We start from the raw sequence: 12965 nt of genomic DNA, 5'->3' as shown, positions 1-12965 counted from the left end.
TCAAAGTCGCCAAACTAGTGAGAAAGGGCTTCCGGAATCCGTTTCGGGGGCCTTTTTTCTTTGCTGTTTGCGTGGTGTCAGGCGATGCATATGCGCCTCGCCGTCACCACGACGAATTCACTCCTTCTTAGTTTGCGCCTCCTCTTCCTTTGCGGCCGAGAATTCCGCGTAAAGTTGGTCCAACCGAGACGAAACCCACGTCGCAAACTCCGGCACTACTTTCTCGTTGAACACCAACGCGGTCTTGCCCGCTGAGCGTTCGACGCGCCCTGCTCGTTTGCCTGCCTGCGTAACCCATACATCGGATCGCTTGGCTGTACTTTTCGGCTGCTTGTCGACGGCCTTCCACACAGCCTGAAACCGACTATCGCTGTCGAGACCGACGACTTCGGGAGCGTTCAGGAGGTTCTCGATTGCGGTCACGACCTTCCCGTCGTCCAGCTTCTCGGCGAGCCCGAGCCACCGGGCCCTGCCGGCTTTTGGAGCCGGCCCGATGCGCAAGACGAACTGCTCGGGGATACGACGCGCGATCGCAATATACCGGCTAAGATCCGCCTTATCGGTTGAAAGGGCCGCGATGATCGTTGCGCGATCATAACCGGCATCCTCGAGGCGCTTTGCGAAAAACGCCTTCTCAATGAACGACAGATCGGCGCGATCAAGATTCTCGCGCCCTTGGGCGATGACGAGCTCGGCGTCAGACAGACTTCGAACGATCGCCTTGACCGATTGACCCAGCCGGACAGCAGCGCGAAGCCGTCGACGGCCATAAGCAATCTGGAAGCGCTCAATTTTCTCGGGATGCGGGCGAACAAGGATCGGCACCTGCTGCCCGTATTCGGAGATACTGGAAACCAGTGCTTCAAAACCCGGATCGACGTCGATGGCAATTCGATCGGCAATCCTGGACCCGTCAATTTGGCCTGGATCGAGTGCGATAACTGTCTCGCCGGCGGCTAGTTGCTGTTGCAGCCGCTCGGCAGCTTTGGCCCCCTCGGTCATTTCCTGGAGCGAAGAGCCCATTGCAGCGATGGCGCCTGTGCGGACCCGATCGGTATGCTTCACCTGTGGCGTCGACGCAGCTTCGGGCTTTTTCAGAAAAAGGGAATTGATCGCATCCTTCCGGCTCATACGCGACCTCCTGCCTTGCGCAAAAGGCCACGCCCCGGGTGTTGGGAGCTCCCAACAGCAAGAAGCCAACGGGCCGAATGATGCTGATTCGGGGGAAGGGCAGTGATCGTGTTGGGAGCTCCCAACACCCCAATGGTGGAACCGGATCCCGGCGCACCAACAGAGTTTGAGGCGGTCATGCTCGCCCCCACGCGGCCTTGATGAGCCCTTCAATCTCTCCATTCACGGCCTGAAGTGATTCCATGGCGCGATCATATGTCGACCGCGTCAGGCTTTCTCGACCGATCTCGTAGAGTGTCTGCTTCGTCAGTCCCGCATCCGAAACCGCGGCGGATTTGACCATCGTATTGGTCAGAACAAAGTCATCAAACATGTTGCGCAAGAGCGCCGCCACCTTGGTCTGCGGGGCGTCCTGCGGCTCAAAGCGAGTCAGCAAATAGCGGACAAAATCGTACTTGAGCTCACCGCCGGCGTCTCGAACCACGCCAAGCAGATCGCGCGTCATCAGGAGAAACTGGCTCATGGAGGCGATATCGAGCATCTGGGGATGCACAGTTACGACCATGGCCGTCGCCGCGCAAAGCCCACTCAGCGTCAGGAAGCCAAGCTGAGGGGGGCAATCGATGACGACGATGTCATACTGATCCGCGACATCATCGAGAGCCTTGGCGACGCGCGTAAAAAACAGGCCGTCGCGCATTTGACCACCAGAGGTGAGGGCCTTTGGCGTCGTATGCTCGAACTCCATCAGCTCCAGATTACCGGGGACAAGATCTAGCCCATCGAAATAGGTCGTCCGGATGACCTCCTTCAACGACTTCTTGTGGTCGTCGTATCGGATCGCCGCATACAGGGTCTGGTTGGCGAGAACTTCCGTCTCTGGAAGCACGCCCAAAAGAGCAGAGAGGCTTGCCTGCGGATCGAGGTCCACCGCCAGAACCCTATACCCTTGGAGGGCCAGGTACTGAGCGAGGTGCGCTGATGTCGTTGTCTTGCCAGAACCGCCTTTGAAGTTGGTCACGGCGACCACCTGCAGGTGTTCACCCGGGCGGCGATGGGGAACCACGTCGATCCTATCGCGGCCGCGAAGCGACTCGGCGAGTAGTTGGCGTATCTCGTTGATCTGCGCCAACGTATAAAGACGCCGCCCATTACTCGCGAGATAAGGTTGCGGGCCCTCGCCGGCTAAAGTCATCTTTCTCAAGGTCGAGTCGGAGATGGAGATTAGCCGCGCTGCTTCCCCAGAAGTAAACTTGCGAAGCACCTTTTTTGAGGTGGGGGGAAAGAGCGCCTCACTCATAGCCTGAAGCTGCGAGCTAAGGAGATCGGCTTGGGCTCCGATAATCTCGTCGACCGAAGGAATCAGCTTTCGCGCGTGCTCGGCAGCAGGGCTCACGTTGAAATCTCTCATCACGGAAAATCAGGCGAATGCCCAATCTATCCGTGACGGTACCATCGAAACATGCCCCTGCAAGAGAGTAATGGTTAACGAGGCGTTAACAATGCCTCCCGAATCGGAGCTCTTTCAAGGCAATTCATCAATAACTTCAACACCATGGCTAAGCTGGACATTTATGAACGGCCGACGCTGCACTCATACTTTTATTAGGGGTCCGGAGCCCGGTTTTTCCGTGTTCCACGACCTTTACGGGGCCATTTTGCCCCGACTCACCCCTGCGGAGCCCGAATCGCACTCATAATTTCATTAGTCGCGCCGCCCTGACGATGATGGCCTTTAGGCCTCCGAACCCGACAGATTCGGAGCAACACGCATGCGGGCAATCGCCGTCCCACCCAAAACATACAGCAACTCGGCTGTCCTTCTCGATTCGATGCATAGACTTCGCGCCCGCGCCTTCCGCGAGCGGATGGATTGGGACGTCGACGTCAAGGACGGCCGGGAGGCCGATCAGTTCGACAACCGCCGGCCGACCTGCATCCTGGCGCTATCCGACCGAAACGAGGTCGCGGGCTGCGCCCGATTGCTTTCCACGGCAGGGCCGACGCTGCTGTCCGTGCGCTTTCCCGAGCTGATCGGGTCGGGCCTGCCTCACGCCGCCATGATCGAAAGCTCGCGGTTCTGCGTCGACACTTCGATTGAGACGGGGAGGGCAGGGAAGGCGCTCCATGACGCCACCTGGACGATGTTCGCCGCGATCATCGAATGGTCGCTAGCGAACGGCTACCGCGAACTGGACACCGAAACCGACGTTCGCATCGAGCGGATCCTGCGCCGCGTGGGCTGGCCGATGGCCCGAATCGGAGCACCCAAGCCGATCGGCAATACCACAGCGGTCGTCGGCCTGCTGCCGACCGACCAGGCAAACTTCGAGCGTGTGCGGCCAGCCTGCTACCGCTCTTCGATCAATCGCTCCCGCAAGCGGCCTGAAGGGAGCCCGTCGCGATGACGCAATTGCGTTCCCATCCGCGCCTGATCCGCAAGCTTCAGGAGGCCCTGGGTGACCAGCTCTGCGTCGCCCTCGATGATGCTTCGGTGGTGGAGATCATGCTCAACCCGGACGGCCGATTGTTCATCGAACGGCTCGGCCACGGCATAGCGGCGACCGGAGAGATGACAGCGGCTGCTGCCGAGATCGTCATCGGGAGCGTGGCGCACGCACTCAATTCCGAAGCCGATGACGAGCAGCCGATCATCTCCGGCGAATTGCCGATTGGCGGCCACAGGTTCGAGGGGTTGCTGCCCCCGATCGTCAAGGCGCCGGCCTTCACGATCCGCCGGCGCGCGTCGCGGCTGATTCCGCTCGACGACTATGTGAAGAGCCGGGTGATGACGGAGCGCCAGGCCGGCATCATTCGTAACGCCGTCGCCTCCCGCCTCAACATCGTCATTTCTGGCGGCACGGGCTCGGGCAAGACGACGCTGGCGAATGCCATCATCGCGGAGATATCCGAAGCGGCCCCCGACGACCGGATTCTGATCCTCGAGGACACCGCCGAGATCCAGTGCCCGGCCGACAACATCGTCGCGTTGCACACCAGCGACACCGTCGACATGGCCCGGCTCCTCAAGAGCACCATGCGCCTGCGGCCCGACCGCATCATCGTCGGCGAGGTTCGCGACGGCGCCGCACTCACGCTGCTGAAGGCCTGGAACACGGGGCATCCCGGTGGCGTCGCCACTGTCCACGCTAACACCGCCGAGTCGGCCCTGCGCCGGCTCGAGCAGCTCACCGCAGAGGTGAGCCAGCAACCGATGCGTGAGGTGATCGGCGAAGCCGTCGACCTCATCGTCTCGATCGAGCGGACCACGAGGGGCCGCGTCCTGCGCGATATCCTCCACGTCGAGGGCTTCGTCAACGGCCGCTACCAGACCGAATCCTATGTCCCAAAGGAGGAAGCCGATGTCGTCTGAACGCCTTGCCGCCCGCATCGTGCTGGGGCTCGCGCTCGGCCTGCTGATCGCTCATCCCGCGCTTGCCTCCTCGGGCGGCAGCCTGCCGTGGGAAAGTCCGCTCGAGCAGATCCAGAAATCCATCACCGGCCCGGTCGCCGGCTTCATCGCGCTCGCGGCCGTGGCGGTGGCCGGCGGCATGCTGATCTTTGGCGGCGAGCTCAACGATTTCGCGCGGCGGCTGATGTACATCGTGCTTGTCGCCGGCATCCTGCTTGGTTCGACCCAGATCGTCGCCTTGTTCGGCTCGACCGGCGCCTCCATCGGCATACCGGTGACGGCACCCCCCGCTTCGTCCGACATCAGGGCAGGGGAGGGGGCTCATGGCTGAAGCCGGCTCCGCGCTCGCCCGCTCGCGCATCCACCGTGCTTTGTCACGCCCCAACCTGCTGATGGGCGCCGACCGCGAACTCGTGCTGCTGACGGGGCTTGCGGCCGTCATCCTGATCTTCGTGGTGCTCACCTGGTACGCGGCGCTGTTCGGCATCGCGATCTGGACCTTCACCGTCGGTCTGCTGCGGATGATGGCGAAGGCCGATCCGGCGATGCGGCGCGTCTACATGCGTCATGTCGGCTACCGCCAGCTCTATCGCCCGACCTCATCGCCCTGGCGGCGCTTCTGAGGACCTGGCATGGTTGCGCTGCATTCCTTCCGCCATTCCGGTCCGTCCTTCGCCGATCTCGTGCCTTACGCGGGACTGGTCGACGACGGCATCGTCCTGCTTAAGGACGGATCGTTGATGGCCGGCTGGTATTTCGCCGGGCCGGACTCGGAGAGCTCGACCGACGCCGAGCGCAACGACGTCTCCCGCCAGATCAACGCCATCCTGGCCCGCCTCGGCTCGGGCTGGATGATCCAGGTCGAGGCGCTGCGCATTCCGACCACGGACTATCCCGCCCGCAAGGACGGCCATTTTCCCGACGCGGTCACGCGCGAGATCGACGAGGAGCGGCGCGCGCATTTCGAACGGGAGAGCGGACATTACGAAAGCCGCCACGCCCTGATCCTGAGCTGGCGGCCGCCGGAGCGGCGTAAGTCGGGGCTCGCCAAATACGTCTATTCCGACAAGGACAGCCGCTCGGCGAGTTTTGCCGACACGGCGCTCGGCAATTTCAGGGCATCGGTTCGCGAGATCGAGCAATATCTGTCGAACCTGCTCTCGATCCAGCGCATGCGGACCCGCACAGTCGAGGAGCGCGGTGGATCCCGCAGCGCACGCTATGACGAACTCTTTCAGTTCGTGCGCTTCTGCATCACTGGCGAAAACCATCCGGTTCGGCTGCCCGAGGTCCCGATGTACCTCGATTGGCTCGTCACCGCCGAATACCAGCACGGGCTGACGCCGACGGTCGACGGCCGCTATGTCGGCGTGGTGGCGATCGACGGCCTGCCGGCGGAAAGCTGGCCCGGCATCCTCAATGTCCTCGACCAGATGCCGCTGACCTACCGCTGGTCATCGCGCTTCATGTTCCTCGACGAGATCGAAGCGCGCGAACGGCTCGAGCGAACCCGGAAGAAATGGCAGCAGAAGGTTCGGCCCTTCTTCGACCAGCTGTTCCAGACCCAGTCGCGTTCGGTCGACCAGGACGCCATGGCCATGGTCGCCGAGACGCAGGACGCGATCGCGGAAGCCGCCTCGCAGCTCGTCGCCTACGGCTACTACACGCCCGTCATCGTGCTGCAGGATCACGATGCCGAACGGCTACGCGAGAAGTGCGAGGGCATTCGCCGTGTCGTCCAGGCCGAGGGTTTTGGCGCCCGCATCGAGACGCTGAACGCCACGGAGGCCTTTCTCGGCTCGTTGCCCGGCAACTGGTATGCGAACGTCCGCGAGCCGCTGATCCACACCCGCAACCTCGCCGACCTTCTGCCGCTCAATTCTGTCTGGTCGGGAAGCCCGATCGCGCCATGCCCGTTTTATCCGGAAAGTTCCCCGCCGCTGATGCAGGTCGCATCCGGCTCGACGCCGTTCCGGCTGAACCTTCACACCGACGACGTCGGTCACAGCCTGATCTTCGGTCCGACCGGCTCGGGCAAATCGACCCTGCTGGCGCTGATCGCCGCGCAATTCCGCCGCTACAGGGACGCGCAGATCTTCGCCTTCGACAAGGGCCGGTCGTTGATGCCGCTGACGCTGGCGGCTGGCGGCGATCACTATGAGATCGGCGGCGGGGCCGGGGAGGGGCTACAGCTCGCCTTCTGCCCGCTCGCCGAACTTGCGACCGACGCCGACCGCGCCTGGGCGTCGGAATGGATCGAGACACTCGTGGTGCTGCAGGGCGTCAGCGTCACGCCGGATCATCGCAATGCCATCTCGCGCCAGGTCACCCTCATGGCGGCGGCACCGGGACGCTCGCTCGCCGATTTCGTGTCGGGCGTGCAGATGCGCGAGATCAAGGACGCGTTGCACCACTACACGGTCGACGGCCCGATGGGGCACCTGCTCGACGCCGAGCGCGATGGGCTGACCCTCGGCGGCTTCCAGACTTTCGAGATCGAGGAGCTGATGAACATGGGCGAGCGCAGCCTCGTGCCCGTGCTCACGTATCTGTTCCGGAGGATCGAGAAGCGCCTGACCGGCGCTCCGAGCCTGATCCTGCTCGACGAGGCCTGGCTGATGCTGGGCCATCCCGTCTTCCGCGACAAAATTCGCGAATGGCTGAAGGTGCTGCGCAAGGCCAATTGCGCCGTGGTGCTCGCCACCCAGTCGATCTCGGACGCCGAGCGTTCCGGCATCATCGACGTGCTGAAGGAATCCTGCCCGACGAAGATCTGCCTGCCGAACGGCGCGGCGCGCGAACCGGGAACGCGCGAGTTCTATGAACGCCTCGGCTTCAACGAGCGCCAGGTCGAGATCGTCTCCAACGCGATCCCGAAGCGCGAATATTACGTCACCTCTCCCGCCGGCCGGCGTCTGTTCGAGATGGCGCTGGGTCCGGTCGCGCTCGCCTTCGTCGGCGCCTCCGGCCGGGACGATCTCAAACGCATCACGGAACTCAAGACAGCGCACGGCCGCACCTGGCCGGCGTACTGGCTCCAGACCAGGGGGATCGCTCATGCCGAAACGCTACTCGCCCATGACTAGATTGGAATTTTTGCGCGGCGCGGCAGTCGCGGCCATGGCGCTGCCGTTCATGGCGAGATCCGCCGTCGCCGACGGCGGCGCCCTCAGTGGCGGCGCGACCGAGTGGACGCAGATGCTCAACAACAGCGAACTCGTCTCGCTGGTCGGCAAATCGGCCGAGCAGGTGAACAACCAGATCAAGCAGATCACGCAGCTCGCCGAGCAGATTCAGAACCAGTTGAAGATCTATAGTAACATGCTGCAGAACACCGCGCAGTTGCCGAACCACGTCTGGGGGCAGGTCCAGAACGATCTTAACCAGCTCAGGAACGTCGTCAGCCAGGGCCAGGGCATCGCCTTCTCGATGGGCAATATCGACGATGTGTTGAAGCAACGCTTCCAGAGCTACGCCGACTTCAAGACCAGTCTGCCGAACAACGCCAGCTTCTCGCAGACCTATCAGAACTGGTCCTCGACCAACCGCGACACGATCGGCGGCACGCTGCGCGCCGCCAGCCTCACCGCCGATCAATTCTCGAGCGAGGAGGCGACCATGTCGCAGCTCCGCACGATGTCGGAAGGCGCCGACGGCCAGATGAAGGCGCTGCAGGTCGGCCACCAGATCGCGACACAGCAGGTCGCCCAGATGCAGAAGCTGCGCGGGCTAGTCTCGCAACAGATGACGATGATGGCGACCTGGTATCAGTCGGAGCAGGCCGAGAAGGATCTCTCCCAGGCGCGCCGGCAGGAGTTCTTCAAATCGACGGCGCCGTCGATGTCGGGCGGGCAGGAGATGCGTCCGCGATGGTGACGGCCTCCTTTCTCACCCGTCCTTCGACGGTGCTTGCCATTGTTGTCACAGGTGCCGTCTTTCTTCGCACCGTCGGTCCGGCAATCGCCGCCGCGGATGGGGGCGTGCTGACGACGGTCGAGAACCAGGTGGTCACGGCCGCGAAGGGGTGGGAATCGACCGTCACAAACGCCGCAAAATCGCTGTTCTGGATCCTCGCCGGCATCGAGGTCGGCATCGCCGCGGTCTGGCTCGCCATCCAGGCCGCGACGATCGAAGCCTGGTTCGCCGAGCTCGTGCGCCGGATCATGTTCATCGGCTTCTTCGCCTTCGTCCTGGCGGAGGGGCCGAGTTTCGCCAAAGCCGTGGTCGACAGCCTGTTCCAGATCGGCGGCGGCAGCGGCTCGGCTTCACCGGCGAACGTCTTCAATGCCGGCCTGACGGTCGCCTCCGCCATGTCGCAGAAGATTTCCTTCGGCGTGTTTCAGGACAACGCACTGGCGCTCTCGGCCTCGCTCGCCATGATCGTCAGCGTCATCGCCTTTTCGCTCGTCGCGGCGATCTTCCTTGCCGTGCTCGTCGAGATGTATGTCGGCCTTCTCGCCGGCATGATCATGCTCGGCCTCGGCGGATCGTCCTTCACCAAGGACTTTGCGATCCGCTACCTCGTCTACGCCTTCTCAGTCGGCATGAAGCTCATGTCGCTCGTCATGATCGCCAAGATCGGTTCCGACGTACTGATCGGCCTCGCCCAGGATACGTCGGTCGGCGACCAGTACCAGACCGCGCTCGCCATCGCCGGCATCGCGGTCGTCGTCTTCATCCTCGCGATGTACGTGCCGTCCATCGTCCAGGGCGTGGTTCAGGGCGCCTCGGTCAGCAGCGGCATGGAAGTGATCCGGCACGGCGCGCAGGCTGCGAGTTTCGCGGCCGGAGGCGCTGCCCTCGCGATGGGCGGGGCCAACGCCGGCGCAGCGGCCTTCTCGGCGGCGCGCGCGAGCGGCTCATCGGTCGGCGGCGCCGCCCTTGCCGGGCTGCGTGGCGCGGCCTCGGCCGGAGGCGCGCTCGCCTCGGCCGCCCGCGACAAGGCGATCGGTGCGCCCGGCGCCTATGCCGGATCTCTGCTCGGGCTCGCCAACGCCAAGCTTGAGAAGAGCGGCGGCGGATCGCCGCCCCCTCCGCCCCAAAAACACGGGAAATGACGGAAGAAACGCGTTTTGGCCTCCCCCAACAGTCCCGAAAATCCCTATATCGCCGCACGGCAGGAATGGACCGAGCGCTACGGCTCCTATGTGAAGGCCGCCAGCGCCTGGCGCATTGTCGGGATCGCGAGCCTCGGCCTCGCGCTCATGAGTACGGCCTATGCGCTCTACCAGAGCACGAAGGTCAAGCTCGTTCCCTACATCGTCGAGGTCGACAAGCTCGGTTCGTCCGTAAGTGCGGGCTTTCCGGCCCAGATCGAATACGCCGACCCGCGCGTGGTGCGCGCCACGCTCGCCGGCTTCATCACCAACTTCCGATCGGTGACGCCGGACACGGTGGTGCAGAAGCAATATATCGACCGCGTCTACGCCATGCTGCGCACGACGGACCCCGCGACCGAAAAGGTCAACGCCTGGTTCCGCTCGAGCTCTCCCTTCGACAAGGCCAAGACCGCGACGGTCGCGATCGAGGTCAACAATGTCGTGCCACTGTCGCCGCAGTCCTTCCAGATCGACTGGACCGAGTATGAGCGCGACCGCAAGGGCAAGGAAGTGGCGACCCGGCGCTTCCGGGGCGTGGCCAGCGTCGTGCTGATCCCGCCGCAGGATGAGGCGGTGATCCGGCTCAACCCGATCGGTCTCTACCTCAAGGATTTTGACTGGACCGCTCAGATCTGAAAGGCGCGCCCTTACCTATGACTGCAACAAGACCAACATTCCGGGCGGCCCTTCTGATCGCGACCGCCCTCGTTTCCATCACCGGCCTCCACAGCGCCGATGCCCAGAGCCTCAACCGGAAGGAAGCGAAGGGGATGGATATCTCCGGCCAATGGCGCGGCCGAACCGGGCTCGTGACGCGCGGCGCCGATGGCAAGGTGATCTTCCTCTATGGCGAAGTGCAGCCATCTGTTGTCTGCTCACCGCTGCAGGTCTGCGACCTCGAGCTGGAGGGCGGGGAGGTCGTGCGCGACGTGCTCGTCGGCGACACCGTGCGCTGGAAGGTCGAGCCCGCGACCTCCGGCGCGACGGGCGGCCAGGCGATCCACCTCATCGTCAAGCCGACCGAGCCAGGCCTCGTCACCTCCATGGTGGTGACGACGTCGCGACGGACCTATCACATCCAGCTCAAGTCCCACGCCACGCAGTACATGGCGCGGGTCGGCTTCGACTATCCCGAGGACGTGTCCTCGCGCCTGGCGGATGTGAACGCCCGGATCGAGACGGGCGGCGCCGGCGTGCCGGCAGAGCAATTGAACTTCAGCTATTCGGTCTCGGGCAGCGCGGGCTGGCGGCCGACTCAAGTCTATAGCGACGGCACCAAGACGTACATCCAGTTCCCGGAGTCGGTCGCCTCGCGCGACGCGCCGGTCCTGTTCGTAGTCTCGGGCGGGCAGAACCGCATCGTCAATTATCGGATGAAGAGCAACATGATGATCGTCGACTATGCGGTCGACAGGGCCATCCTTGTCTCCGGCGTCGGCTGGAGCCAGGAAAAAATCACGATCCAGAGGCGAGGGTGACGGCATGATCCGCCCTTTCTTCTCCACCTTTCGCCCGGCACGCGCGGCCGCCTTCTTCCTCACGGCCGCCCTTCTTTCCGGATGCGCGACTTTCGGAACCGGCGGACTCGTTGCCAGCACCGCCCCAGCCGAACTCTTGGCCCCCGCTGCTTCGGCCGTCGCCGGTGATCTCGTTCCACGCCTTGCCGAACAAATCGGCCAGGGAAAGGCGACGATTGTCCTAAAGCCCGACGGCTCCGCCTTCGGTTCGGCCCTTGAGACTTCGCTGCGGGGCTGGGGTTACGCGGTCACGACCGATCAGGACACCAAGGATCCTAAAGCCATCCGGCTCGCCTATGTGCTCGCCTCCATGGACGGACAGATGCTCGCCCGCCTCTCGACCGGATCGATCGAGATCGGTCGCGTCTATTCCACGACCGCGACCAGCGCGCTGCCGGCAAGCCCGGTCTCGGTGATGAAGCGCAGCTGAGGGGAGGGGAGGCATGACCCAATCTCTGCAGCTCGGCGGCGGCTCCGGCGGGACGGGCGCGCCGAAGGACATTCGCCGTCTCAACCGCCTGCCGATCATCGCCGCGGCCGTGCTCGGCATCGTGTTCCTCGCGGTGATCTTCTACGGACTGACCTCGCGGGGACTTGTATTCCGCTCAACGTCCGACACGGGTTCGATCGGCGGCGCGCCCGCCACGACCTTCGCCGATCAGATGAAGCGCGGCGTTGCCGACGGCCTCATCGGCGACGGCCAACAGCCTCCGCCCGCGGCGCCGACGCCCGAGCCGAAACCTGCCCCGCAAAATCCCTTCGTCCCGCAACAGCCTGCCGTCGCCGAGCCGAGGGGCGGCGCACTCGAATCCGAAGAAGCCTGGCGGGCGCGTCTGGCCCGCGAAGGACAGGAACAGCTCCTCCGGGAGCGGCAGCGCCAGAGAATGGCGCGTCTGCAGGCGAGCAACATCGCGCTGGATTCGCCGCTCGCCATCGACACGCAGAAGATTAAGGCTGCGTCGGCGGCCACGTCGCCGGCGAAACCGGGTGCGATGACACCGGCCTCATCCTCGCCGACCGACCTCTACAGCCTGGCGCTTCTGACCGGGCTCAACGGCCAGAACCTCGATCCCAACGGGCAAGCGAAGAAGGAGACTTTTTTCAACTCCGACCTCGCCAAGCTCGGCTATCTGCCGAACCAGGTCGTTCCCCCGCGCTCCTACTATGAGCTGAAGCGCGGCTCCGTCATCCCGGCGACGCTGATCACCGGCATCAATTCCGATCTGCCGGGCCGCATCACCGCTCAGGTCAGCCAGAACGTCTTCGACAGCGCCACTGGCTACCGCCTGCTCATCCCGCAAGGCACGAAACTGATGGGCCGCTACGACAGCAAGATCTCCTTCGGCCAGAGCCGCGTCCTCGTCATCTGGACCGACATCATCTTCCCGAACGGTTCGACGCTCCAGATCGGCGGCATGGCCGGAACGGACGCGGAAGGCTATGGCGGCTTCACCGACCAGGTCGACAACCACTACTTCAAGACCTTCGGCTCCGCGATCCTGCTCGCGATCATCGGCACGGGCATGGATATGGCGGCCCCGCAAAGCTCGACGCTCGCGACGCAGCAGACCGCGTCGGACGCCGCAAGGCGGAATTTTGCGGAAACCTTCGGCCGCGTCGCCGAGCGCACCATCAACAAGAACCTCGACGTGCAGCCGACGCTGGAGATTCGCCCCGGTTATCAGTTCAACGTCCTTGTCGATCAGGACATCGTGTTCCCGGGCGCTTATCGGGGCTGATCACACGCAATGCGACTGAAGCCGCCATCGATCGCGATGCTCGATCCACCAGTTTCTGCAATCCGGC

At 63.8% G+C, this 12965-nt stretch carries 13 protein-coding genes; 11 read left to right on the top strand and 2 right to left on the bottom strand.

Annotated features, from left to right (window positions below):
- Positions 1 to 117: 117 nt before the first annotated feature.
- Complete coding sequence (repB, locus tag HAP41_RS49805) at positions 118 to 1131, bottom strand: plasmid partitioning protein RepB (RefSeq protein WP_166107255.1); 1014 nt, start codon at positions 1129 to 1131, stop codon at positions 118 to 120.
- Positions 1132 to 1306: 175 nt separating this feature from the next.
- Positions 1307 to 2542, bottom strand: coding sequence for a plasmid partitioning protein RepA (gene repA, locus HAP41_RS49800; RefSeq protein WP_175618600.1), 1236 nt, complete (start codon positions 2540 to 2542; stop codon positions 1307 to 1309).
- A gap of 361 nt (positions 2543 to 2903) precedes the next feature.
- Between repA and traI the strand changes: the two genes are divergently transcribed.
- The 11 genes from traI to trbI are packed head-to-tail and all read left to right on the top strand — an operon-like array spanning position 2904 to position 12898.
- The gene (traI, locus tag HAP41_RS49795) at positions 2904 to 3539 is read left to right on the top strand and encodes an acyl-homoserine-lactone synthase (RefSeq protein ID WP_166107254.1); all 636 of its coding nucleotides are present in this window, start codon (positions 2904 to 2906) and stop codon (positions 3537 to 3539) included.
- Complete coding sequence (gene trbB / locus HAP41_RS49790; RefSeq protein WP_166107253.1) at positions 3536 to 4504, top strand: P-type conjugative transfer ATPase TrbB; 969 nt, start codon at positions 3536 to 3538, stop codon at positions 4502 to 4504. Before traI ends, trbB begins: the two co-directional genes overlap by 4 nt.
- Entirely contained in the window at positions 4494 to 4874 is a 381-nt protein-coding gene (locus HAP41_RS49785) for a TrbC/VirB2 family protein (protein ID WP_224581100.1), read from the top strand. The genes trbB and HAP41_RS49785 overlap by 11 nt, the downstream gene beginning before the upstream one ends.
- A complete protein-coding gene (locus HAP41_RS49780; RefSeq protein ID WP_166107251.1) occupies positions 4867 to 5166 on the top strand; it encodes a conjugal transfer protein TrbD in 300 nt (99 codons plus the stop codon). Before HAP41_RS49785 ends, HAP41_RS49780 begins: the two co-directional genes overlap by 8 nt.
- Before the next feature lie 9 nt (positions 5167 to 5175).
- On the top strand, positions 5176 to 7629 hold the full coding sequence (locus tag HAP41_RS49775) for a conjugal transfer protein TrbE (RefSeq protein ID WP_166107248.1): 2454 nt from the start codon (positions 5176 to 5178) through the stop codon (positions 7627 to 7629).
- Positions 7601 to 8419 carry a P-type conjugative transfer protein TrbJ gene (trbJ, locus tag HAP41_RS49770; protein ID WP_166107246.1) on the top strand — a complete coding sequence of 273 codons (819 nt, stop codon included), beginning with the start codon at positions 7601 to 7603 and terminating at the stop codon, positions 8417 to 8419. The genes HAP41_RS49775 and trbJ overlap by 29 nt, the downstream gene beginning before the upstream one ends.
- On the top strand, positions 8413 to 9600 hold the full coding sequence (trbL, locus tag HAP41_RS49765; protein WP_166107244.1) for a P-type conjugative transfer protein TrbL: 1188 nt from the start codon (positions 8413 to 8415) through the stop codon (positions 9598 to 9600). Before trbJ ends, trbL begins: the two co-directional genes overlap by 7 nt.
- Before the next feature lie 15 nt (positions 9601 to 9615).
- Positions 9616 to 10278 carry a conjugal transfer protein TrbF gene (gene trbF / locus HAP41_RS49760; protein ID WP_166107241.1) on the top strand — a complete coding sequence of 221 codons (663 nt, stop codon included), beginning with the start codon at positions 9616 to 9618 and terminating at the stop codon, positions 10276 to 10278.
- Between the two features lie 17 nt (positions 10279 to 10295).
- Positions 10296 to 11120 carry a P-type conjugative transfer protein TrbG gene (gene trbG / locus HAP41_RS49755; protein ID WP_166107238.1) on the top strand — a complete coding sequence of 275 codons (825 nt, stop codon included), beginning with the start codon at positions 10296 to 10298 and terminating at the stop codon, positions 11118 to 11120.
- A 4-nt stretch (positions 11121 to 11124) separates the two neighbouring features.
- The gene (gene trbH / locus HAP41_RS49750) at positions 11125 to 11589 is read left to right on the top strand and encodes a conjugal transfer protein TrbH (RefSeq protein WP_166107236.1); all 465 of its coding nucleotides are present in this window, start codon (positions 11125 to 11127) and stop codon (positions 11587 to 11589) included.
- Positions 11590 to 11602: 13 nt separating this feature from the next.
- A complete protein-coding gene (trbI, locus tag HAP41_RS49745) occupies positions 11603 to 12898 on the top strand; it encodes an IncP-type conjugal transfer protein TrbI (RefSeq protein ID WP_166107234.1) in 1296 nt (431 codons plus the stop codon).
- Positions 12899 to 12965 lie beyond the last annotated feature (67 nt).

The organism is Bradyrhizobium barranii subsp. apii (assembly GCF_011516635.5).
GTDB lineage: Bacteria > Pseudomonadota > Alphaproteobacteria > Rhizobiales > Xanthobacteraceae > Bradyrhizobium > Bradyrhizobium barranii.
This window is presented reverse-complemented; position numbering and strand designations above follow the sequence as displayed.